Annotated in this window: 19 protein-coding genes; 10 read left to right on the forward strand and 9 right to left on the reverse strand. The window is 40.9% G+C overall.

Annotated features, from left to right (window positions below; translation table 11 throughout):
- The first annotated feature begins 257 nt into the window (after window positions 1–257).
- The 9 genes from L4D78_RS19980 to cobB all read left to right on the forward strand — a co-directional run bounded on the left by L4D78_RS19980 (window position 258) and on the right by cobB (window position 10,038).
- Window positions 258–734 (forward strand): DUF3305 domain-containing protein, encoded by a 477-nt coding sequence (locus L4D78_RS19980; protein WP_428468562.1) that lies wholly within the window; start codon window positions 258–260, stop codon window positions 732–734.
- A complete protein-coding gene (locus L4D78_RS19985) occupies window positions 724–1,428 on the forward strand; it encodes a DUF3306 domain-containing protein (protein WP_428468563.1) in 705 nt (234 codons plus the stop codon). The genes L4D78_RS19980 and L4D78_RS19985 overlap by 11 nt, the downstream gene beginning before the upstream one ends.
- A gap of 225 nt (window positions 1,429–1,653) precedes the next feature.
- Window positions 1,654–3,324 (forward strand): 4Fe-4S binding protein, encoded by a 1,671-nt coding sequence (locus L4D78_RS19990; RefSeq protein WP_428468564.1) that lies wholly within the window; start codon window positions 1,654–1,656, stop codon window positions 3,322–3,324.
- 21 nt (window positions 3,325–3,345) lie between these two features.
- Complete coding sequence (locus tag L4D78_RS19995) at window positions 3,346–3,954, forward strand: TorD/DmsD family molecular chaperone (protein WP_428468565.1); 609 nt, start codon at window positions 3,346–3,348, stop codon at window positions 3,952–3,954.
- A 158-nt stretch (window positions 3,955–4,112) separates the two neighbouring features.
- The gene (locus L4D78_RS20000) at window positions 4,113–4,310 is read left to right on the forward strand and encodes a formate dehydrogenase subunit or accessory protein (protein WP_428468566.1); all 198 of its coding nucleotides are present in this window, start codon (window positions 4,113–4,115) and stop codon (window positions 4,308–4,310) included.
- A gap of 13 nt (window positions 4,311–4,323) precedes the next feature.
- The gene (locus L4D78_RS20005; RefSeq protein WP_428468567.1) at window positions 4,324–7,179 is read left to right on the forward strand and encodes a formate dehydrogenase subunit alpha; all 2,856 of its coding nucleotides are present in this window, start codon (window positions 4,324–4,326) and stop codon (window positions 7,177–7,179) included.
- A 12-nt stretch (window positions 7,180–7,191) separates the two neighbouring features.
- On the forward strand, window positions 7,192–7,815 hold the full coding sequence (gene fdh3B, locus L4D78_RS20010) for a formate dehydrogenase FDH3 subunit beta (protein ID WP_428468568.1): 624 nt from the start codon (window positions 7,192–7,194) through the stop codon (window positions 7,813–7,815).
- A 135-nt stretch (window positions 7,816–7,950) separates the two neighbouring features.
- Window positions 7,951–9,027: a formate dehydrogenase subunit gamma gene (locus L4D78_RS20015; protein ID WP_428468569.1), complete on the forward strand. Its 1,077-nt coding sequence runs from the start codon at window positions 7,951–7,953 to the stop codon at window positions 9,025–9,027.
- Window positions 9,028–9,327: 300 nt separating this feature from the next.
- Window positions 9,328–10,038, forward strand: a complete 711-nt coding sequence (gene cobB / locus L4D78_RS20020; protein WP_428468570.1) for a Sir2 family NAD+-dependent deacetylase — start codon at window positions 9,328–9,330, stop codon at window positions 10,036–10,038.
- Window positions 10,039–10,126: 88 nt separating this feature from the next.
- Here the strand turns inward: cobB and L4D78_RS20025 are convergent, their stop codons facing one another.
- The 4 genes from L4D78_RS20025 to L4D78_RS20040 all read right to left on the reverse strand — a co-directional run bounded on the left by L4D78_RS20025 (window position 10,127) and on the right by L4D78_RS20040 (window position 16,104).
- Entirely contained in the window at window positions 10,127–12,499 is a 2,373-nt protein-coding gene (locus L4D78_RS20025) for a hypothetical protein (protein WP_428468571.1), read from the reverse strand.
- A gap of 146 nt (window positions 12,500–12,645) precedes the next feature.
- Window positions 12,646–13,875, reverse strand: a complete 1,230-nt coding sequence (locus L4D78_RS20030) for an alpha-xenorhabdolysin family binary toxin subunit A (protein ID WP_428468572.1) — start codon at window positions 13,873–13,875, stop codon at window positions 12,646–12,648.
- A gap of 276 nt (window positions 13,876–14,151) precedes the next feature.
- A complete protein-coding gene (locus tag L4D78_RS20035) occupies window positions 14,152–15,351 on the reverse strand; it encodes a winged helix-turn-helix domain-containing protein (protein WP_428468573.1) in 1,200 nt (399 codons plus the stop codon).
- 330 nt (window positions 15,352–15,681) lie between these two features.
- Window positions 15,682–16,104, reverse strand: a complete 423-nt coding sequence (locus tag L4D78_RS20040; protein ID WP_428468574.1) for a PACE efflux transporter — start codon at window positions 16,102–16,104, stop codon at window positions 15,682–15,684.
- A gap of 98 nt (window positions 16,105–16,202) precedes the next feature.
- Here L4D78_RS20040 and L4D78_RS20045 point away from each other — a divergent pair, with 98 nt between their 5' ends.
- Complete coding sequence (locus L4D78_RS20045; protein WP_428468575.1) at window positions 16,203–17,081, forward strand: LysR family transcriptional regulator; 879 nt, start codon at window positions 16,203–16,205, stop codon at window positions 17,079–17,081.
- A gap of 60 nt (window positions 17,082–17,141) precedes the next feature.
- On the opposite strand, the gene L4D78_RS20050 is transcribed toward L4D78_RS20045, so the two are convergent.
- The 5 genes from L4D78_RS20050 to potA all read right to left on the reverse strand — a co-directional run bounded on the left by L4D78_RS20050 (window position 17,142) and on the right by potA (window position 22,417).
- The gene (locus L4D78_RS20050; protein WP_428468593.1) at window positions 17,142–18,164 is read right to left on the reverse strand and encodes an extracellular solute-binding protein; all 1,023 of its coding nucleotides are present in this window, start codon (window positions 18,162–18,164) and stop codon (window positions 17,142–17,144) included.
- 377 nt (window positions 18,165–18,541) lie between these two features.
- Complete coding sequence (locus L4D78_RS20055) at window positions 18,542–19,573, reverse strand: extracellular solute-binding protein (RefSeq protein WP_428468576.1); 1,032 nt, start codon at window positions 19,571–19,573, stop codon at window positions 18,542–18,544.
- A 114-nt stretch (window positions 19,574–19,687) separates the two neighbouring features.
- A complete protein-coding gene (gene potC / locus L4D78_RS20060; RefSeq protein ID WP_428468577.1) occupies window positions 19,688–20,458 on the reverse strand; it encodes a spermidine/putrescine ABC transporter permease PotC in 771 nt (256 codons plus the stop codon).
- Entirely contained in the window at window positions 20,458–21,315 is an 858-nt protein-coding gene (gene potB, locus L4D78_RS20065; protein ID WP_428468578.1) for a spermidine/putrescine ABC transporter permease PotB, read from the reverse strand. The genes potC and potB overlap by 1 nt, the downstream gene beginning before the upstream one ends.
- Window positions 21,299–22,417: a spermidine/putrescine ABC transporter ATP-binding protein PotA gene (potA, locus tag L4D78_RS20070; protein WP_428468579.1), complete on the reverse strand. Its 1,119-nt coding sequence runs from the start codon at window positions 22,415–22,417 to the stop codon at window positions 21,299–21,301. The genes potB and potA overlap by 17 nt, the downstream gene beginning before the upstream one ends.
- Window positions 22,418–22,626: the final 209 nt, after the last annotated feature.

The following is a 22,626-nucleotide window of genomic DNA, read 5'->3' on the forward strand; positions in this document are numbered from 1 at the left end:
TCGCGAACCTATAGAGTCGGTCTATTCTCAATAATGCATAAGTCATTATTCTAAATGGGTGTATGCAGGATATTAAAGCGTTAAATCAAGCATCGTTCATTTATTACTGATTGTAGGCAAAATTAATTAGTAGGTGAAAAAGATAACAGAGTACAGCTAATAAAGGCTAAAGGATTGATTTTGCATAGTTGGCCTAATCTTTGCCTTGTATGACTGAAATCCAGTATCAGATGAGCATAACGGTTTAAGGAGAGAAAGTGCCAGAACTACATAAAGATGAATCTATTTGGCCTATTGCCTTCCGCTTGGTGTCTGAAGAAAAGCAAATTGGTCGTTGGTCGACACTATCTTGGTCTATTGAAGACGTTTGTCTTTACGACCAAGAAAAAAAAGATCAGCTCGTTCAGACTAACAACGGGCATTTGCTTGCACTAGAGCTATATCGTGATGAACGTACTGATTACCGCTTTAACTTGAGCTCGCAAGACCCGCACCTATTTTTTGTATGTGAAGAAGAAAATGAACAGCTTTCGCCATTATTAGTCACGGCGGCACAGAGTGTCGCTGGTAGCTACATGGATGGGGATTACCAAGTGCTTCACATTAAAGCACCGCTACAAGTTCAGGCTTGGATGGAAGCGTTTATCGGTCGTCATGGCGAGCTTATCGAATTTCGTGGCAAGCGTTGTAAAGATAAACGTAAAGAGAAAAAAGGGCGTTCAAGTGGCAACTAATTTTCTTCAGCGTTGGTCAACAAGGAAACTTAAGGCTAAGGAAGAAAAAGCCACAGGAAATCATGATGTTGATGCTCTATCAACAGCATCTTCTACGGATGAAGCGATAACTCAAACGGCTGAACCGCTGTGTCATAGCAACGATGAAGAGGCTGGCATAGGGCATTCTGACGATTCATCTTCAAGTTCATTGGCTGTTAGTGAAGAAGGTGGCCGAAAGAACGAAGAGTCGCAACTGACATTTGCTGATGTGGCAAGAGTCAGTTTTGATTCTGGTGTGACGTCTTTTATGAAAGAAGGTGTTGAAAGATCAGTTAAGAAGGCTGCATTACGTAAGCTATTTCATTCAGATGAATTTAACTATGTTAGTGATATGGATGATCACACTGAAGATTTTTCTAATATCCCAACACTTGATTCTAATGTCACCAAACAACTTCGCCATTGGGTAAATGAAGCAGCAGAAAAAGTCGATGAACTGCTAACAGACGCAAGCGGTGCTGAACCAGCAGTAGCAAATTATGACATTGATCAGATTGAATCAGGTGTTGAATTACCTGATACGTTAACGCATTACGATGATGATAAATACAAAATGGTTGAGGCATCACTATTCGGTAATGGTGCGGATGCACTAGCTATAACACAGACTAACTCTTCATCGAGCGGTGCACTGACAACAAATGATAATTGAGACAAAAAGGGAATAATACCCTTAAAAATCATCGGGACAAATTGGCGCAATATACAGCAATGTGTGGGACAAATTGTCGCTTGCAGTGTTAGCCAAGTTGTCTCTTTCTGACTTTAGCGCCTTATAGGTCATTTTATTCCGTGAAAAGTTGGATCGGTTATTGCTCATAACCTAAATGACCTTCAATCGGCACTGACTTGCGGTGACGAATAGACAGGAATAAGAATGTTAAATAGTACACTCGAAGCATTATCTGATAGTAAGTTTACTTGTAATAATGGAAAAGCACGTCAAGCGGCAATTAATGGCACGGTTGAGCTGTCTAATTTAATTCCCCCTACGGTTTCTTATGAGAGCCGGGGTAACGTTGTCATTATTGGGGCGGAAGATACGATTACCTCAATGGCAGCTCAGTTTTCTGCATTGAATTCGGTAACCCTACTTGCCACTGAAAAAGCAGAATTACCTCAAACATGTGCGAATCTATATTACACGCAGACTGTGACAGTTAAAGGATACCTAGGGGCTTTTTATGTGACATGTGCTGTTGATGGGAATGCACTTTCAACAGCGAACCTCGCAAAAGTTGCAATTGGTACTGACTGTTTTGATCTTGTGGTAGATATGACAGTAGAGGGTGTGATTGCCGTTGAAATTCCTGCTCCGGGTTATTATGCCGTTGGTGCAGGTAAAGCAACACTCGCAGATGTGATTGAAGAATTGCCTGATATGTTAGGTACCTTCGATAAACCAAAGTACTTTCGTTTAAATCCTGATTTATGTGCCCATTCATCTCGTGGCATTAGTGGGTGTGATCGTTGTGTTGACGCATGTCCAGCAGGCGCTTTATCAAGCACTGGGCATTCTATTGAAATCAATCCTTACCTTTGTCAGGGCGTTGGTACTTGTGCAACTGCTTGTCCGACAGAAGCGATTAGTTACGCATTACCTGATCCTGATAATACTCAGCATTTTGTTTATCGCCTATTAACACGTTATTTCGAGGAAGGAGGCGAGGCTCCAACTTTGCTTCTATTTGGAAATCGGGATGAAACTGCGGTTGCCAATGCTTTGCCTTTATTACCGACAACGGTTATTCCGGTTGCATTGGAAGAGCTAGCGACAGTTGGAATTGATACTTGGTTTAGTGCCTTAGCATATGGTGCGCATCAAGTACTTTTAGCTACAAATACCGCTTATATCCCAGACACTATCGATCGTGTTCTTGGTGATGAACTGACTATTGCACAAACATTTCTAGCTGAACTTGGCTACGAAGCAGATCGTATTACTTTATTGGATTTTGCAGAAGCAGAGGCGTTCAAAGGTTTTAATGCTGCATTGTTAGCGCGTCATGATCGTTTAGAGGGTACTAAGAGGGAAAAGCTCTTTACTGTACTTGATGCGCTTTATGCTCAAGCTCCTGAGAAACCAGCATTTTCGAATGTTGCTGAAAATGCACCATATGGATCTGTCGAGTGTAAAACGGATGACTGCACATTATGCATGAGCTGTGTGGCTGTTTGTCCAACTCGGGCATTGCATGCCATTGGTGATCGCCCAGGATTATTATTTATTGAGCAAGATTGTGTTCAATGTGGCATGTGTGAAAAGGCTTGTCCTGAAAAAGTGATTTCACTTAAGCCTGGTTTAACTTGGGAAAGTGAAGCTCGACAAACTGCACGTGTTGTTCATGAAGAAGAAGCGGCTTGCTGCACGAGTTGTGGGAAACCATTTGCCCCTGCATCTATGGTGAAAATGTTAACTGAAAAGTTACAAGGTCACTCTCATTTTCAGGGTGATGCAATTCGTCGATTATCGATGTGTGAAGATTGTCGAGTTAAAGATATTTTTACCACCATTACCGATGATCCAGAAAGCCAGTTGAAGGTGTAGGGCGAAGAAATGGAACAAAAAATGAGTACTCAGCAAGCCGAAATGTCAGCACAACAAGACACACTTCGCGTAGATATTTACGCAATGCTTGCCACGCTTTTACGTCAAGCTCCGGATCAATCAATTCTTGATTGGCTTTCTGATCTTGACGTCGGTGTGCAAACCGCTGTTCACAATACCACGACAATAGCAGCGGCTTGGCCTGTGCTTAAGTTAGCGGCACAGAAGACGACAATTTTAGCGGTAGAAGATGAATATCAAGATTTATTCATTGGTATTGGTCGAGGTGAAATTGTGCCTTTTGGATCTTGGTACTTAACCGGGTCTTTAATGGAAATGCCGCTTGCCAACCTTCGTCGTGATTTAACTCAGCTGGGCTTTCAGCGTGATGAGTCGGTTAAAGAGCCTGAAGATCACATTGCAGCATTGCTTGAAGTGATGGCAATGCTGGTGGAAGGCGGTGATCTGCATTTACAGCGCACTTTCTTTAATCGCCATATCGCAACGTGGTTTGAACGTTTCTGCCTAGATTTGAAATCAGCGAAGAATGCTGTGTTTTATAGCGCAGTGGGTGAATTGCTATTGCAATTCATGACTATCGAGAAAACGCGTTTTGTGGAAGTGAACTAAAATCTTCCTAATTGATTTTTGTGACGACGTAACCCTATACAGCTATTTACAAGGCTTATTGCGTTCGAACAATCGAAAAACTTAGCAAAATAATAGACTTCCGACTGTTAAGTAACCTAAGCAGATCTGGAAGCAAGATAATAAAGGAGCAAGCTTTTATGAGTGAGCACAAAAAACCTGATCAAGGCCGACGTCAGTTATTAAAAAATATTGGTCTGACTGTGGCTGCTGGTGCTGTTGCAGCTGGTACAACGACGGCTGTTCAAGCTGGGGTTGAAATGCCGGAAGAGAAGAGCGAAAACACAACAGGTTATCGTGAAACAAAGCATGTTCGCGATTACTACGAAACCTTGTAAGGCGGAGCTATAAATGAAACTGACAAAACGTTCCGACAAAGTGAGCAAGGACGAAAACCAGCTAGGTATTTCTCGTCGTTCCTTTATTCGTAATACATCACTTGCAGCTGCTGGTGGTGTGGCTGGTGCTTCAATGTTTGCACCAAGTATGATGAAAAAAGCGCAAGCGAAAGCCGTTGATCCAAAAGCGCCGGTGGAAGTAAAGCGTACAATCTGTTCTCACTGTTCTGTGGGCTGTGGTATTTACGCAGAAGTACAAGAAGGTGTCTGGACTGGTCAAGAACCCGCTTTCGATCACCCTTTTAATGCTGGTGGACACTGTGCAAAAGGCGCAGCGCTTCGTGAACATGGCCACGGCGAGCGTCGCATTAAATACCCAATGAAGCTTGTTGATGGCAAATGGAAAAAACTAAGCTGGGAGCAGGCGCTGGATGAAGTTAGCCAGCAGGTCTTAAAAATTCGTGAAGAGTCGGGCCCAGATTCCGTTTACTGGCTTGGTTCCGCTAAACATAACAACGAACAGGCTTATTTGTTCCGTAAAATGGTGTCGCTATGGGGCTCCAATAACGTTGACCACCAAGCACGAATTTGTCACTCAACAACAGTTGCAGGTGTAGCAAACACGTGGGGTTACGGTGCAATGACCAACTCACTGAACGACATGCATAACTGTAAGTCGATTCTGTTTATTGGTTCTAACCCAGCAGAAGCCCACCCAGTAGCGATGCAGCATATCTTGATCGCGAAAGAGAAGAACAGCTGTAAAATTGTAGTTGCCGATCCGCGCCGTACCCGTACTGCTGCTAAGTCAGATCACTACGTGTCATTGCGCCCAGGTTCTGATGTTGCCTTCGTTTGGGGCGTTCTATACCACATATTCAAAAACGGCTGGGAAGATAAAGAATTTATTCGCCAGCGTGTTTGGGGTATGGATGAAGTTCGAGCAGAAGTCGAGAAGTGGAATCCGGCTGAAGTTGAACGAGTATCTGGCGTACCAGAAGCAGATGTTTATCAAACGGCGAAACTACTTTCAGAAAACCGTCCTGGTTGTGTTGTTTGGTGTATGGGTGGTACTCAGCACACCACGGGTAATAACAATACACGTGCTTACTGTATTCTTGAACTTGCGCTTGGCAACATGGGTAAATCGGGCGGTGGTGCAAACATCTTCCGTGGTCATGATAATGTTCAGGGTGCAACTGACTTTGGTGTGTTGTCTGATAATCTTCCTGGTTACTACGGTCTGTCTGAAGGTGCTTGGAAGCATTGGGCAAAAGTGTGGGATGTCGATTACGAGTGGCTAAAAGGTCGCTTTGATCAGGCTGATTACCGCGGTAAGAAACCAATGAACAATGCCGGTATTCCTGTATCGCGTTGGATCGATGGCGTATTAGAAGACAAAGCAAACATCGAACAAAACGATAATATCCGCGCGATGTTCTACTGGGGGCATGCGGTTAACTCTCAAACCCGTGGTCCAGAAATGCGTACAGCAATGGGCAAGCTGGATATGATGGTGATTGTCGACCCATACCCAGGTGTTGCTGCAGTAATGAATGGCCGTAAAGATAACGTTTATCTATTACCGGCAACCACGCAGTTTGAAACAACGGGTTCGGTGACGGCGACTAACCGTTCAATTCAATGGCGTGATCAGGTTATTGAGCCGCTGTTTGAATCTAAACCTGATCACGAAATTATGTACCTGCTTTCTCAGAAGCTAGGTTTAGCGGATCAGCTGTTTAAACACATTAAAGTTGAAAACAACCAACCCGTGATAGAAGACATCACCCGTGAGTTTAACAAGGGTATGTGGACAATTGGTTATACCGGTCAAAGCCCTGAACGCTTGAAAGCGCACCAGCAAAACTGGCATACCTTCCATAAGACTTCGCTGGAAGCAGAAGGTGGGGTTGCTGATGGTGAAACCTATGGTCTGCCTTGGCCATGTTGGGGTACAGCAGAAATGAAGCACCCTGGTACCCATATTCTTTACGATACGTCGAAAACTGTTGCACAGGGCGGCGGTAACTTCCGTGCTCGCTTCGGGGTTGAACGTAATGGCGAAAGCCTATTGGCTGACGGCAGCTATTCACTGGGCTGTGAGCTAGAAGACGGTTATCCAGAATTCAGCGACAAAATGCTTAAGCAACTGGGTTGGTGGGATGATCTAACCGCAGAAGAAAAAGCTCAGGCTGAAGGAAAAAACTGGAAAACAGATCTATCTGGCGGTATCCAGCGCGTTGCTATCAAACATGGTTGTATTCCGTTTGGTAACGCAAAAGCACGAACTGTGGTATGGACATTCCCTGATGCTGTTCCACTTCACCGTGAGCCGCTATATACACCTCGTCGTGACCTTGTAACAGATTACCCAACGTGGAATGACAGTGAAGCAATGTTCCGTCTACCAACGTTATACAAATCTATTCAAGACAAAGACGTGTCGGGTGAGTACCCAATTGTACTGACTTCTGGCCGTTTGGTTGAGTACGAAGGTGGTGGTGACGAAACCCGTTCAAACCCATGGTTAGCAGAGCTTCAGCAAGAAATGTTTGTAGAAGTGAACCCGAAAGATGCGAATGACCTAGGTTTCCGTGATGGTGATATGGTTTGGGTTGAAGGTGCAGAAAAAGGTCGAATTCATGTTAAGGCAATGGTGACACGTCGTGTAAAACCGGGCTTGGCATTTATTCCATTCCACTTCGGCGGTAAGTTCCAGGGCGAAGATTTACGTCCTAACTACCCTGAAGGCTCGGCACCGTATGTATCTGGTGAGTCGGCAAACATTGCAACTACCTATGGTTATGATCCTGTTACTCAGATGCAGGAAACGAAAGTAACCCTTTGTAAGATTTCGAAAGCGTAAGGAGTCATTCAGATGGCACGTATGAAATTTCTTTGTGACTCTAAACGTTGTATCGAGTGCAACGGTTGTGTGACAGCTTGTAAGAACGAAAATGATGATGCTTTGGAGTGGGGCATTCAACGCCGTCGCGTAGTAACACTAAACGATGGTGAGCCAAACGAAAATTCAATCTCTGTTGCTTGTATGCACTGTAGTGACGCGCCTTGTATGGCCGTATGTCCTGCAGATTGTTTCGAGCAAACTGAAGATGGCATCGTCCGTCACGATAAAGACCTTTGTATTGGTTGTGGCTACTGCTTATTTGCTTGTCCATTTGGTGCGCCTCAGTTTCCTAAGCAAACCGCATTTGCTGAGCGTGGAAAAATGGATAAATGTACTTTCTGTGCAGGCGGTCCTGGTGTAGAACCTGGCTCAGTTGAGGAGAAGCAAAAATACGGTGCTAACCGTATTGCTGAAGGGAAGCTACCAATGTGTGCGTCGCTCTGTTCAACCAAAGCCTTGCTTGCAGGTGATGCAGCCAAAATCTCTGATATTTATCGAGAGCGAGTGGTCGCACGTGGTGCGAAAGAAGCAGGCTGGGCAAATGTTGATGCAGACGACCTTGCCTATGACGCAGGTAAAGAACGCAAGGCCTAAGCCTTGCAAAGACTAGGGGCTGGCTAATCGCAGGCTAGCCTCTAAAAGTTTGGCTTGTCATGGTGAACGATGTGTCTGCCATGGCAAGCTGAATGCTAGATTGAGTGAAACTGTTAAGAAACAGTCGGGAGTTTTATGACTAAGCGAATTCAACATTGGTTTGGCATGCTGGTAACCGTATTAATGCTGACATTATCTCTATCAGTATTTGCCAGTAATGAAGCCAATGATAACTCTAATACGGAGCGCTTGGGTGAGTCTGTGGTGAGTAAAGAGATCGCAGCTTTTGCTGGTGCAGATTATTGGCGTATGGTTAAAGATGGTCAGGAGGGTACCACCACGTCAAAATCGCCGGAACACGGCGTACTTATCAGTGTTCCGGGGCAAACATGGTACATTTTGAAAGAAAAGTGGATGTCTCCGTTAGGGGCACTTGCTATCTTTGGTAGCTTAGCTATGGTCGCTTTAACTTACGTGGTTGTTGGCCCTCTTAAATTAAGCAAGCCTAAAACGGGGCGTAAGATTAAGCGTTGGACTCGGATGGATCGTGCACTCCATTGGAGTATGGCGTTTACGTTTTTAACATTGGCATTTAGTGGCTTAACGCTTGTATATGGTAAGCACTTTATCAAGCCTGTCGTACCGACAGAGTTGTGGGGCTGGGTTATTTACACCGCGAAGCAGTATCATAACTACATTGGTCCAATTTTTGGCATTCTCTTGTTGGCTGTATTACTGAAGTGGTGGCGTAAGAGCGTGTTCAATATGGTCGATATGAAATGGTTTATGAAAATGGGGGGGATGGTCGGAAAGCATAAAGGCTCACACCCTTCTGCTGGTTTTTCCAATGGTGGGGAAAAGGCGATCTTCTGGTTGTTGATTTTCTTTGGCCTGTTTATCACTGTCAGTGGGTTTGTGTTAGATTTTCCAATTTTCGGTCAAACCCGTCGTGATATGGAACTGTCTAATCTTGTCCATATGTTCTCAGCACTTATTCTGATTTGTGGTTTCATCTTCCATATCTACATAGGTTTGTTTGGTATGGAGGCGGGGCTGGATGGCATGATCACTGGTGAAGTCGATGAAACATGGGCGAAAGAGCACCATGATTTATGGTTTGATGAGGTAAAAGACCTTCCTGAAAATCAACCAGACTACGATGCTAAAATTGATGCAGACAAGAAGGGCAGCTCCGCACAAGATAATGTGTAGCTATTAACTCTTTTATATCGAAAGCCGGCTTTTTGTTAAAGGTCGGCTTTTTTATTCGCCTTACTATATTAAACCGGTTAACTAACTGTATTTATTAAATAAAGGCAATAAGCATGTTAGTATCACTACAGTCAGATAAAGGTCTTACTCTTATAGAGGATAGTAATCGGATTACACCTAACGCACTATAACTTTATGATTGAAAGAGAATATTAGACTAAGGTATTAGCGCAATCACTTATAACCTTATGAAAACAATGGTATAAAGGCTATATAGATAATAAAGTTAAGGATGCCGTTATGCTTTTTCCGTATCGAAATATTGTTATTCTCACTGGGGCTGGTATTTCGGCTGAGTCGGGCATCCGTACATTCCGTGATCAGGATGGGCTGTGGGAAAAACACCGGATTGAAGATGTCGCAACCCCTGAGGGTTACCATCGTGATCCAGCCTTAGTTCAAAATTTTTATAATCAACGTCGTAAACAATTAGAGAGCGGTACGGTTTATCCTAATGCTGCCCATCAAGCACTTTCACGCTTGGAAAAAGAGCTGGATGGCAAAGTAACGGTTGTTACGCAAAACATTGATAACTTACATGAAGCGGCTGGTAGTAAGAATATTATTCACATGCATGGCGAGCTACTCAAAGCTCAATGTAGCCAAACAGGCCAGACGGTTGAGTGGCAGGGGGATATCGCATTAAATGATCATTGTCACTGCTGTCAAATGCCATCACCGATGCGCCCAAATGTGGTGTGGTTCGGTGAAATGCCCATTGGTATGGACAGAATTCACGACGCATTACTAGAGGCTGATCTGTTTATCTCAATTGGTACTTCAGGTGCGGTATATCCAGCCGCGGGCTTTGTACATGAAGCGGCCATGCATGGCGCTCATACTATCGAGCTGAACTTAGAACCAAGTGATGTTGAGAGTGAATTTGCAGAGAAGCGTTACGGGCCAGCCTCGGTGCTTGTGCCGGACTTTGTAGAAGAAATTCTGAGTTAATCATTACCCTATTTCAGAGCCAAAAGCTCACTTAGTAATTGCTAAGTGAGCTTTTTTATAAGTGCTGTATCTAGGTGCCCTTATCTCATTAGTGTGGTCTGGGAATACCATTTCCAGAGAAGCTCACTTTGACATTCTCGACTTGTGTTAGATCGATATTTTGCCAATTGTTTAGCTTAACCGTCCAAGAGCTGAATGGTGTGGGCATGAAATAGTTTAAGGCATAATCGGAAGCAATAGCACCACTCGTTATAAATCTAACTTGTGAGGTTTCGTTATCTTCTAAGTTGTAAATAACCTTACGTAATAATGGTGTTGCGCTAAAAGAAAAAACGTCATCATTTCTTCTGTCCTGATAACTGCCACTAGAAAGCAAATCGATATTATATTGCCCTAAAGGCAGCTCTGTACCTTCAAAAATGACACTGATTTCATCTAACCTGACACGCTCGAAATCGGAAAAAATCTGAGCATCTAGATCTAGAGTAAAGTGTAAAACGCCATTTTCAATAAAATCGAGCAGCTTGTCTGGGTTGTTAATGTTGTGAATAATTGAAATAAAGTTTTGTGGGCGAGGGTAGAAGCGATCTAGGCTTGCTGACTCTTGCTCTCTCATAAATGCAAGATCTCTTGCATACTCTTCAAAGGACTTGTTGATCGATGCAGAGATTGTACTTTCTTCTAGTGACCAATAATTATATGCCGCTTGATAATTCGCTATTGCAACAAACATTGGTTTTTTAAGATTGTTTAGCGCTCTATAAAAGGCATCTTCTAATGCACTAGCTGCTAAAGAGTCGTTTTCGATTGAAGTAATAAGTTCACCTATGCGATCGACGCTACTGAGATTAACTTGTGATGATATTCTTAGATCAATTTGTCTTGATAGTTCTTGAGCGAGATTAATTTCTGTTGCAGTGATTGCTTTAGCTTGGGCTGCCAATCGCTCTAATTCTGCTAGGTACTCAACAGAGCCGCCAACACCAACTTTAATGAGAAAATTGAAATCAGCTCTAGCATCAATTAAGAACTCATCCCAAACTAAGTTTGCCGCTTCCAGGTTAGGTACTGTATGTTGAAGGTTATTATAGAATTTAGCTATGTCTTCAACGGTAGTAATGTATTGAACATCTCGCGCAAACACATCTATTTCAGCCATGGCATCGTTAATCTGAGACTGCATCTTTGCAATCTTGTCTAACCGTTTCTTCAATAAAACCAAATCTGTACCTAAATCTGGTAAAGTGGCGACAAACTTGATTAATCCACTAGGATCACCTCCTGCCGACCCTGCTATCGCAGTAGCACCATTTGCTATCGCACTAACGACATCAAATACGGCTTTAATTACGGCTCTATCTTCATAAGTCTCTAGACCCGCTCTGAAAGCAATTTGTGCTTTTACTATATTTAGATCTTGTCCGCGGTAATTCTCCAGTTGTAAGTCGAGAGATTGTCTTAGTTGATGAGCTTGGTTAACTGATCTTTCGATAATTGCGTATTCTGCATCGCTCGCAGCCTGTAGATCTTGAAGCATGAACTCTGCAATTTGCTTTCGGTCAGAAAGTATAAGGCCTCTATCGATATAGTTTTGATATTTGTCTTCATAAGCTGCCATTGCATTAAGGTAACCAGAGTAGGTATATTCATAAAGATCATGACTTAACCCAGGTACGAATTCAGGGTTATTATAAGATAGCTGGAAAAATTGTTTCAAGTTAGACACTTGCAAATATAGTGGAACTAACTCCTGATTGTCATTTATTGTTTGAGGTAGAAATCGTAATACGCGTTCGATCCAGTTTAGCATGGTCAAACTTAGTTCAGGGGCAGTGTCATAGATTGAAGCTGCCATATCAAATGTATTACTGAATACATCGATATAGGGTTCGCTTTCGACTTGTATAAAGCTGTCTATATCTTCATTGATGATGAGCTTATTATAATCACCATTATTTACCACATAAACCTCACCGAAACCAACGTTGACTGGTTCTACGATATCAAACTCGTAGCCAAGTGGCAGTAAAGTGATAATATTTATATTGGCTTCCACATTTTCAGTAAAAACACCAAGCGATACAGTGTTTGCGCTTCTTGCATCAATATTTAATGTGGCAATAGCATCACCAATAATATTTCTAGCAAAAATAAATACTCTCTGATTACTGATATTGGTTATTATACTTTCGTTTATTGTTAAAGTATCCGAAACAATAACGATTGAATGAGGTTTGTTTTCACCACTAGTCAGTGAATAATCGTTAAGGATCGTACTAAGATCTAATGCTATACCTGATATAATGTAGGCTCCACCGTCATTTATTGTTTTAACGTCATTAACACGATCTGGTATGTTTGTTGGAGTAGGAATTTGGTAGATATTAACCCATTCACTTGAGTTTACATGGAATGAAAGTAACAAATACACCGTAATAATTATCGATTTTAAAAGGTTCATATGTTCATCCTTGCTGCTAACCTTAATGTTCAATAAATTACGGCATGAAATAATTGAACAGTTATATTGTCGTAAATATTATTTACGACAGATAAAGGTATTCTCATTCGTCTCCAGCCTGAGATACAAGCTGGAGACGTTTTTGTTTATTCGACTATAACGTAGGCATTTTGAGCAAAAGTTCTGGCTTTTGTGCTGATGTCGCTCCACTTTGGTCCAACTGTTGCTGCAATAGGGCTACTTACTATTCCTGCAACCAATAAGTTTGCATTACGTAAAGCATCATCACTATCAAGTGAATTTAACGCAGTAATTAAAGAATCGAAATCACTTTCTAGTTCTTGCCAGTGCTGTTGTACTTTTTTGAATTTTGGTAATGCATTGTTAATGTGCGTTATCATGTCATCAATATTTGTATGAGCAATTTCATATGAAGCTGATAGGTTTATTGCATGTTCGAGATCTTGCTGCGCACTATTGATTTCTTCATTTAGGTCAGCAATCCTTTTTTCTATTCTTTCTTTTTGGGCTCCTTCTATGCTGCCACATATCAACAACACCAGCGGGCCGCCGATTGAACAAAGGCGTATATTCCGTTTAGTTTCATCCAGATGTGATCTTTCTCCTGCTATTTCTTCATTTAATAATCTAACTTTTTCTCTGAAGTCACTAATTGTGCTTTGGTTTAGCAAGTCTCCAAAGCTGGCTTCAATGCCATCTAACTGTGCTTTTTGCGTTTCAACTTCGGCTGAAAACTGTTTTAGGTTTTCGACAGCGTCACTTGTTGATTGCTGCTGATCTTTTGTGAAGTTTATCAAAACATTTAAAAATGATATGGCGGCATCACGGTTAACTGCGGCGGCAGGAAGGTTCATCATTAGCGCATTTTGTTGAAGCTGGGTGAGTTGATCCATTAATGGAACGATTAGCTGTGGGTGTATGTCAGCGTAATTTGCAAGCTTTAAGGCCAAGTCAACAATTTCAGGGTAGAGGGAGGAATTCCACTCGTGTCCTGAATTATAAATACTTTGAAACTCAGTGAGTAAGTTTTGGTACTGGTATGAGAAATCAGCTTGATCAGGTAGTTTTGTTAGAACCCTTAAAGAAGCTTCCGTTCTTGGGAGTGACACTGCGGCGGTTGCATAAGCTTGAATTTGGTACCATTCACTGATTGAAAGCAATGATGTATCTGATCCAGTATCAATAAATAGTAGATCGTCGCCAAAGTCACCCTGAATTGCATCATAGTCTATGGCAGGGATTTCAGTATTGGCTTGCGCATCTAGTATCGGTGAAATGCTAAGCCCTAATACAGTTAAGGCAATGAAATTCTTTTTACTTTTGTTCAGCATGGTATTTATGTTCGAAGTCATCATTCACATCCTTTTTTGTTGACGAACAGGCTTGTACTACTTTCAACAAAACTATGGTTCTTTTTATGAACAGTAGATGTGACGTATATTTGGTTTTTATTTATATCAATACCTGATTATGAATTGATGTTTATCATGCTAGATAAAAAATATAAAATCATTGATTTCATTAGCTTTTTAGTAGCGTCACATTTTAATGAATTGATTAAAACGGATAAGGTAGGGTGATGATTACAAGTAAATGCGATATTGAAAACTATATAGTGAAATATTGATGCTTTAATATAAAGGGTTCTCTTCAAATAACCAAATTTTTTCTGCGGACTCTGATAGCCATAAAGATTGATTTCCCCAGTTTGCTACTTTAAGAATGACGTGGTTATCATTCGCTGATATACGAATTTTTGTTGTTTTGTTTCTGATTGTTTGTGTTGATGTGATTTTTCTGTTGGTAAGTACGAGAGAATTTTGATTTGTTTTCTCTTCGAGTTTTAACTCAAAGGTTCCATTGTGGCTAGAATTAATAATGTTTTTATTAGAGCCATTTTTGTATGAAATTGAGCCTTTGTATTTTCCTTTATGTTGATTATTAGTTGTAAGGTGATTGAAACGGTGCTTTTTATTATCTAACTCCAATATAAAACTAGTATTCTGAGTTTTTAATAGTTTATCATCCGAAACAGTATAATTGGTAGCTAACATCATAATCCCATATGATGTTATGTTTTTATTTTTAATTTCTTGCTCTCTATTCAACCAAAGGCTAATTGCTTTTGGGGAAATAGGTGTTAACTTTTCACGTGGGACTATTTCTAATACTGGACTTACGATCGTATCACAATTAGAAGTTTTCATATTTATGGGGCATGCGACAATAAATGTCTTGCTTTTAGTGATAAATGAAATCACATTGCTTTTTTCTGGAAGGTAGGATGAAATACTTTCAATATCATAAAGTCGTTCTTCACTTACAGTATCATTAAAGTAAACTGTCATTCTATGATTGCCGTAATTATACGTTATTGGCATTGATAACGTCATCGTTTCAGTTGATTTATTATCGCCGACAGTAAATGAATAGTAAAATATAACTAAAAATAGACACATTAAAGACGATGTTTGTATGATTTTTTCTAATCTATTAGCTTGGAGGGAATTACGTGATTTATTGTTGCTCCCCTTAATGTTATTTATTTGATACCCTTGTTTGGATATTGTCGATATCATATCTTTTTCACCGCACAAATATAGCTTTTTTCTTAGTGAATAAATGACTTGTGCTAAAGATTGATCAGATGCTTCCTGATCGGGCCATCCTATTTTTTTTAATGTTTCTTTAGGTATGGCTTCTCCACTATATGTGCAGAGGTAGGAAAGTATCGCATTTTCAGACTTGTTTAAACATTGCTCTTTTTTGTAACTGTTTATTTTCCCTTCATTATCATTAAAAGTAATAATTTCTGATATTTTATATAACATGACTAAACCCTCCATGGAAGAAGTCTTGATAAGGTGTCATTTATTATTGTTATAAAAACGAAATGTTTTAGTAAGTACTTATGTATCGATAGTTGTATATGTAACGTATTAATTAATAGCATAATATTACTGTTTTCACCAATATTTATGCCTAAGTGAACTGTATTCAAGATATATTGTTATGGGTTTACTATATTGTGGAAAGCTCTGCACAAAAACGTTACGCGGCTCAGTTATTTGTTGGTAGGACTTTTCATTAACGGCAAGAATTACTTTTCGCTAAAGCCCTGAGTATTACTCAGGGGCTTTAGCGTTAGTGAGTAAGAAAATTTAAGCGGCTAGGACCTTATTAAACCACTTCGCTTTAGTATGGTCGTATGCCAAATTGTATAGAATCGAATAAACTAAAAAGAAAATCACGATACCAATATCTAGAATCAGTACAGTCCAAAAGTCGAGTTGCAGTATCCACATAAGTAGTGGGATTGTGGCAAATAACAAACCAAGCTCAAAGCCAACACCGTGAGCGATACGGAGCCCCATTTTGCGTGATAGACGCTCATCCCCGAATACCTTATCGAAGCCTAAATTATATACATAGTTCCATACCATCGCGATAAGTGACATCACGAGACCTAAACCACCCACTTCTGCGGGGTTGTGGTTAGTAAATAAGCTTGTGCCAACCATGATGATCGTTAAGGCAAATACTTCAAATAGCACAGAGTGCAAAATACGTTCTTTTGTTTTCATTGTTATATACCGAGCCAATGTTAGGAGTAATTCTATGCGTTTAATGTATCTTAATATATGATTAGATCTAGTTAGTTATTATCTGGTTTATTGATGGTATGTACAATCTTGATCAATTGAATATGTTTGTGACAGCGGCAAAGCTTGGCTCATTTTCCGCGTGCGCCCGAAAACTGGGTAAAGCACAATCAGCCGTCAGCCATGGAATTGCGAGCCTTGAAATTGATTTGAATGTTGAACTGTTTGATCGCTCAACCAGAAAGCCGACATTGACCGTATCAGGCAAGCACTTGTTAACCTTCGCAGAAGCAACACTACAACAAGCCTACGAACTTGAAAGTGTCTCTAAGTCATTAAGTAATAAAGAAGAAACTCAATTAACGTTGGTTATTGATGATGCATTACAGGTTTCAAGGTTATTTACTATTATCGAGCAATTTTCAACTCACTTTCCTGCAACTTCATTAAATATGGTGCTATGCGCCAGCAGCGATATTATTGATTTTGTTAATCGTGGTAATGCTGATATTGGCGTTATGCTCAATGATATGACTTTCTCTCGAGAGGTTGATATCTGTTATATCGGAAATTTAACGTTTGTACCTGTAGTCAGCACGGATCATACCCTCAGCGATTTAAAGCGTGTGACTTCGGCGAACTTAATTCCTTATCGCCAATTAATGGTAAGGGGGGTTAATGGTAAGCAGCAATCGAGTATGCAGCCTTTTTCTTCGCATATATGGTGGACAAATGATCACCGGACATTGATGAGTTATGTTGAGCGTGGGCTAGGGTGGGCATACTTACCAGAATACCTTGTCGAAAAAGTAAATCAGGAGAATAAACTACATATATTACCTGTAACTTTTGATCATAAGGCTTGGTCGATCCCTGTAGAGTGTATAACACCGAAAACTTTAAGCGCTGGGCCTGCTGCAAAATGGCTAGTAAATGCATTAAGCGGACTGCTAGATTGATTTTTTCGAATAAAAAAGCCCAAGCAAAGGCTTGGGCTTAACAATTATCTTAAAGCAAAATTACTGACCTGCTTTTAGCTTCTGGTAGTATTCTTCGTAGATAGTATTTGCAGAGTCAACACTGTCTTGCCATTCACCAGCATCCATCACTTCTTGTGGCGGGTAGATGCTTGGGTCGTTAACAAACTCTGCAGGAAGCAGTTTTTTCGCAGTTTTAACTGGTGTTGGGTAACCAATCTCCATTGCAATCTTCGCGGCATTTTCTGGGCGAAGTAAGAAGTCAATCATTTGGTGTGCTGCATCGATGTTCTTAGCATTTTTTGGAATTGAAATGCTGTCCATCCAGAAAATAGCGCCTTCTTCTGGCCAAACGATATCAACTTCTGCACCATCTTGACGAGCCATATATGCAGAGCCGTTCCACAGCATACCAAGAGATGTTTCTCCTGCCATGTATGGGTTAGCAGGGTAGTCTGAATTGAATACTAATACATTTGGCATTAGCTTTTGCAGTTCATGGTAAGCGGCTTTAATTTCCTCTGGATTTTGGGTGTTACCTGAGTAGCCAAGCTTACGAAGTGCGATGTGGAAAAACTCACGAGCGTCATCCATCATCATTAGCTGGCCTTCCCATTTAGGGTCCCAAAGGTCTGCCCAGCTTGATACTTCTTCTTTATCCATCATGTCGGTGTTCACACCGATACCCGTTGCACCCCAAATGTATGGAATAGAGTAATCATTTTTCGGGTCAAATTCTTTGTATAGAAAGTTTGTATCAAGATCAGCAAAATGTTCTAGCTTTGATTTATCGATCTTTTGAAGCATATCTTCATCGCGCATCTTAGATACGTAGTATGCCGACGGTACAACTAAGTCATAGCCGCTACTATGAGTCTTAAGTCTTGCGTACATGGTTTCATTCGACTCGTAAGTCGAATAAATTACTTTAATGCCAGTTTCTTTCGTGAACTGTTGTAATACTTCATTAGGAACGTATTCAGACCAGTTATAGAAATAAAGTTCTTTGTCTGCAGCGTTTGCCATGCCTGAAAGCATCGCCATTGCACAAACACCACCGGTCATTAAAGAAGACCATTTTTTCATTTTTATATGCTCCAAAGTAACAGGAATTTTGAGAGTGTTCTCTAGCGAATGTACTCGTGAATATGTAATACATATCGGTCATGAGTACTTTACCGCTTCTCCTACAAAGTTATAAAAGAGCTTAGCGTAAGCTAAGTGACTTTTACGGATAATGATGAATAAAAATAAGGCAGAAATGCCAAATATACGCAGCGATTATAGCAGGGAACAGTTGTTGTTATAGAGGAATAATCGGCTTTTGATGATCGTGTGAGTTATAAATAGCCGATTTATATAGGGAACCAAGTGTAATTATAATGCTTAATAAAAAAAGGCAGCCTAAATAGGCTGCCATAAAGACGAATGTTTAACGCTATTTACTGTCCGGCTTTTAGCTCTAGAAAGTAGTTCTCATAACGAATGTTCATTTCACCCACTGAATCTTGCCATTCACCACGGTCAAGGTCTTCCTGTGGTGGGAAAAGGGTAGGGTTGTCTTTGTATTTTGCGTTAGATGCTTTAATGGCAGTTAAATAACCCGTTTCATCCGTAATCTTTGCTGCAACGTCAGGGCGCATCAAGAAATCAATCATCTTGTGAGCCGCATCGACATTTTTTGCATTCTTCGCGATAGCAAGGCTATCGACCCAGAAAATGCCACCTTCTTTAGGCCATACTAGCTCAATAGGTAAACCTTCTTTTTGTGCTGCAGCGGCAGAGCCATTCCACAGCATACCAAGGCCAACTTCACCAGCAAGATACGGTGCAGCAGGGTTGTCAGAGTTAAATACCAACACGTTTGGCATTAATTTCTTAAGCTCTTTATGAGCTTCATCAATTTGTTTTGGGTCAGTAGTATTGCCCGAATATCCTAGCTTGCGTAATGCAATATGGAACACTTCACGTGTGTCATCCATTAGCATTAGTTGGCCTTCAAGTTCAGGGTTCCAAAGGTCCGCCCAGCTATCAAAATCAGCAGGATCATACATATCTGTATTTACTGCTAAACCTGTCATTGCGATAACATGTGGAATCGAGTAATCGTTGTTAGGGTCAAATGGCTTGTCGAGATAATTGCTATCAAGCTCTTGGTAATTCGATAGCTTTGTTTTATCGATTTTCTGTAACATGCCTTCATCACGCATTTTAGCAACGAAGTAAGTTGATGGTACAACCAAATCGTAACCTTTTGGGTGTGCTCTTAACTTAGCGTACATCGTTTCGTTCGACTCGTAAGTCGAATAAATCACTTTAATACCCGTTTCTTTTGTGAACTGTTCACGCAATTCTGTTGAGATATACGGACCCCAGTTCATAAAGACTAATTCTTTGTCTGCAGCGTTTGCAAAAGAAGAAAACATTGCAGCAGCGCATGCAGTACCGGTTAAAAAAGCGGACCATTTTTTCATTCGTTTATCATCTCCAAAACTCATATAGAGTATTGATAAAAAACAAGTGATTAACCTTTCGATTAATCACTTGCGGTTCATGGCACGAATGCCAATTTTAGAACTTAAATTTAATTACTTAACTTTCTCGCGAGCGAGAAGCTGTGAACAAACCACCAGCACCAATGACACGATTAGCATTATTGTAGCTAATGCATTCACTTCTGGGGAAATACCCACTTTAACCATCGAGTAAATTTTCAATGGTAGTATTTCATAGCTTGGGCCAGTGACAAATGAGCTAACAATCACATCATCGAGTGAAAGGGTGAAGCTCAGTAACCAGCCTGCTGCTACCGCAGGTTTTGCCAGCGGGAGGATAATTTGTTTTAGGATTACCCACTCACTTGCTCCAAGATCTCGTGCCGCTTCAAGCATTTTTACATCAAAGCCTTTTAAACGGCTATATACTGTGACCACAACGAATGGTAAACAGAACGTGATGTGCGAAAGCAAGAGGCTTAAAAATCCAAGCTCAGCGCCCACTAAAATAAACAACGCCAGTAATGAAATCGCCATAACAATGTCGGGTGACATCATCACGACAAACAGCATGCCGTTAACAAAACTCTTGCCTCGGAACTGGTAGCGAAATAAAGCGACAGCGGTCAAACTACCGATAATCGACGCAGCAGTTGCTGAAAAAATCGCGATATTTAATGAATGCCAGGCGGCCTGCATCAAGCTATCGTTATTTAGCAGTTGGCTATACCATTGCGTTGTGAAGCCACCCCATTTCATACCAAACTTACTGGCGTTAAAGGAGTTCACGATCAAAATAATAATTGGCGTATAAAGGAAGGCATACACCACAGTCATAAAACTGAATTTAAAGATGCGTCCCATTATTCCAGCTCCACTTTACGGTTGAGCAACTTACCTGCACGATAGTAGGCATAAAGCATTACAGCCATCGCCATAGTAAGGGCGATACTCGTTGCTGCACCAAATGGCCAGTCTCGGGCATTCAGTACTTGGCTCTTAATAACGTTACCGATAAGTAGGTTCTTTGCACCACCTAACAGGTCAGAAACATAGAACATTCCCAATGCAGGTAAAAGTACAAGCAAACAGCCTGCAATAATACCGGGCATAGTTAGCGGGAAAATAACTTTCACAAATGTTTGAAACTTATTAGCGCCAAGATCACGAGCCGCTTCGATGTAGTTATAATCTAATTTTTCAATTGCTGAATACAGTGGTAGCACCATAAACGGCAATAGGATATAGACTAAACCAATCATGACAGCATACTCGGTATACATAATGCGAATAGGCTTATCAATAATGTCTAAATACAAAAGGGTATTATTAAAAATACCGCGCGTACCTAGCATGATTTTTAAACCGTATGTACGAATTAGCGAGTTCGTCCAAAATGGTACAATGACTAAAAACAGCATGAATGGACGCCATTTCTCTGGCATCTTTGCAATCGCATAAGCAAATGGGTAACCAATGATCAAACAGATCATTGTTGCTATCAATGCCATATAAAACGAATGCATCATGACCTTTGCATAAAGCGGATCAAACAACCTTGTGTAGTTGTCTAACGTAAAAGTCATTTCAATTAGGTTTGCATCATCTCGAGTTAAGAAGCTGGTACCGATAATCATTAGGTTTGGGATAAAAACAAACGCTAATAACCAACCAACAATAACTGTAATAATGATGTTTTGAAGATTAAGCTTCTTGTTCATCTGCCAGCACCACTTCCCAACTTTCAACCCAAGTAATAGCAACTTTTTGATCAAGAGAGTGGTCTACATCAGGATCATCTTCATTGAAGAATTCACTTACCATTACTGATGTACCCGTTTCAAGCTCAACGACTGAATCAAGCGTCATACCTTTATAGGTACGATCTCGAACATAGCCAATAATGCCTTTTGCATCATCACCGTTATTAATTTCTTCTAGGCGAATATCTTCTGGGCGCAATAATACTTTTACTTTGTCGCCTGCATTCACTGCCAACTTACAGTGAATTAATGAAGAGCGGCCTTCAACATCAGCAAGTACACGGCTTTCATCTAAACGCTCTTTAACGACAGCATCAAAGACATTAATTTCGCCAATGAAGCGAGCAACAAACAGGTTTTTTGGCTCCTCGTAAATTTCACGAGGCGTGCCATCTTGTTCAATGTTTCCGTCGCGCATCACGATGATACGGTCTGACATTGACAAGGCTTCTTCTTGGTCATGGGTAACGAAGATAAACGTAATACCCAGTTTGCGCTGAAGCTGCTTAAGCTCGGTTTGCATTTGTTTACGTAATTTGTAATCAAGTGCCGAGAGCGACTCATCAAGCAATAATACCTTGGGTTTGTTAACGACTGCACGAGCAATGGCTACACGCTGTTGTTGACCGCCAGATAATTGATGAGGCTTACGTGGTGCAAATTGCTCAAGCTGAACCATGCGCAATGCTTCCATTACTCGAGGTTCAATATCGCGCTCGGCAACTTTTTGCATGCGAAGGCCAAATGCAACATTTTCAAAGACAGTCATGTGCGGGAAAAGCGCATAACTTTGGAAAACCGTGTTGACGTGGCGTTGTTCTGCAGGAATTTGGGTAACGTCGCTGTTAGCGATAACAACGTGTCCAGCATCGGCATTTTCAAAACCTGCGATCAATCGCAAAACAGTGGTTTTACCGCAACCAGAAGGACCCAAAATGGTAAGGAATTCACCATCGTTAACGTTCAGATCGAGACCAGTGATGATTTGCTTTCCATCAAAACTCTTACTCAGCCCTTTAAGCTGAATCACCGGTGCTTTAGTTGTTTGTGCAGCGTTCAATTCTACGTTATCTCCACCTTGGGGTCTAAAAGGTCATCCCCAACTTTAGGCTAATTTTTAGGAGGCGCATGATAGACCCCTAACCGTGTAAATTAAAGCGTTTTTTTCTTGTTTTTTAGAATGAATTGCTCACTATTTTGTATGCTTGCTCACAGTTGATTAAGCGTTAACCAGTGCTTTTAAAAAAAGGCYTTAAAAACAAACATAAA

This window comes from Photobacterium minamisatsumaniensis (assembly GCF_050336695.1).
Taxonomy (GTDB): domain Bacteria; phylum Pseudomonadota; class Gammaproteobacteria; order Enterobacterales; family Vibrionaceae; genus Photobacterium; species Photobacterium minamisatsumaniensis.

Coding starts and splice junctions, on each gene's coding strand:
- L4D78_RS19990 (WP_428468564.1), top strand. CDS start 1,654: ATGTTAAATAGTACACTCGAAGCATTATCTGATAGTAAGTTTACTTGT.
- L4D78_RS19995 (WP_428468565.1), top strand. CDS start 3,346: ATGAGTACTCAGCAAGCCGAAATGTCAGCACAACAAGACACACTTCGC.
- L4D78_RS20000 (WP_428468566.1), top strand. CDS start 4,113: ATGAGTGAGCACAAAAAACCTGATCAAGGCCGACGTCAGTTATTAAAA.
- L4D78_RS20005 (WP_428468567.1), top strand. CDS start 4,324: ATGAAACTGACAAAACGTTCCGACAAAGTGAGCAAGGACGAAAACCAG.
- fdh3B (WP_428468568.1), top strand. CDS start 7,192: ATGGCACGTATGAAATTTCTTTGTGACTCTAAACGTTGTATCGAGTGC.
- L4D78_RS20015 (WP_428468569.1), top strand. CDS start 7,951: ATGACTAAGCGAATTCAACATTGGTTTGGCATGCTGGTAACCGTATTA.
- cobB (WP_428468570.1), top strand. CDS start 9,328: ATGCTTTTTCCGTATCGAAATATTGTTATTCTCACTGGGGCTGGTATT.
- L4D78_RS20025 (WP_428468571.1), bottom strand. CDS start 12,499: ATGAACCTTTTAAAATCGATAATTATTACGGTGTATTTGTTACTTTCA.
- L4D78_RS20030 (WP_428468572.1), bottom strand. CDS start 13,875: ATGATGACTTCGAACATAAATACCATGCTGAACAAAAGTAAAAAGAAT.
- L4D78_RS20035 (WP_428468573.1), bottom strand. CDS start 15,351: ATGTTATATAAAATATCAGAAATTATTACTTTTAATGATAATGAAGGG.
- L4D78_RS20040 (WP_428468574.1), bottom strand. CDS start 16,104: ATGAAAACAAAAGAACGTATTTTGCACTCTGTGCTATTTGAAGTATTT.
- L4D78_RS20045 (WP_428468575.1), top strand. CDS start 16,203: ATGTACAATCTTGATCAATTGAATATGTTTGTGACAGCGGCAAAGCTT.
- L4D78_RS20050 (WP_428468593.1), bottom strand. CDS start 18,164: ATGACCGGTGGTGTTTGTGCAATGGCGATGCTTTCAGGCATGGCAAAC.
- L4D78_RS20055 (WP_428468576.1), bottom strand. CDS start 19,573: ATGAAAAAATGGTCCGCTTTTTTAACCGGTACTGCATGCGCTGCTGCA.
- potC (WP_428468577.1), bottom strand. CDS start 20,458: ATGGGACGCATCTTTAAATTCAGTTTTATGACTGTGGTGTATGCCTTC.
- potB (WP_428468578.1), bottom strand. CDS start 21,315: ATGAACAAGAAGCTTAATCTTCAAAACATCATTATTACAGTTATTGTT.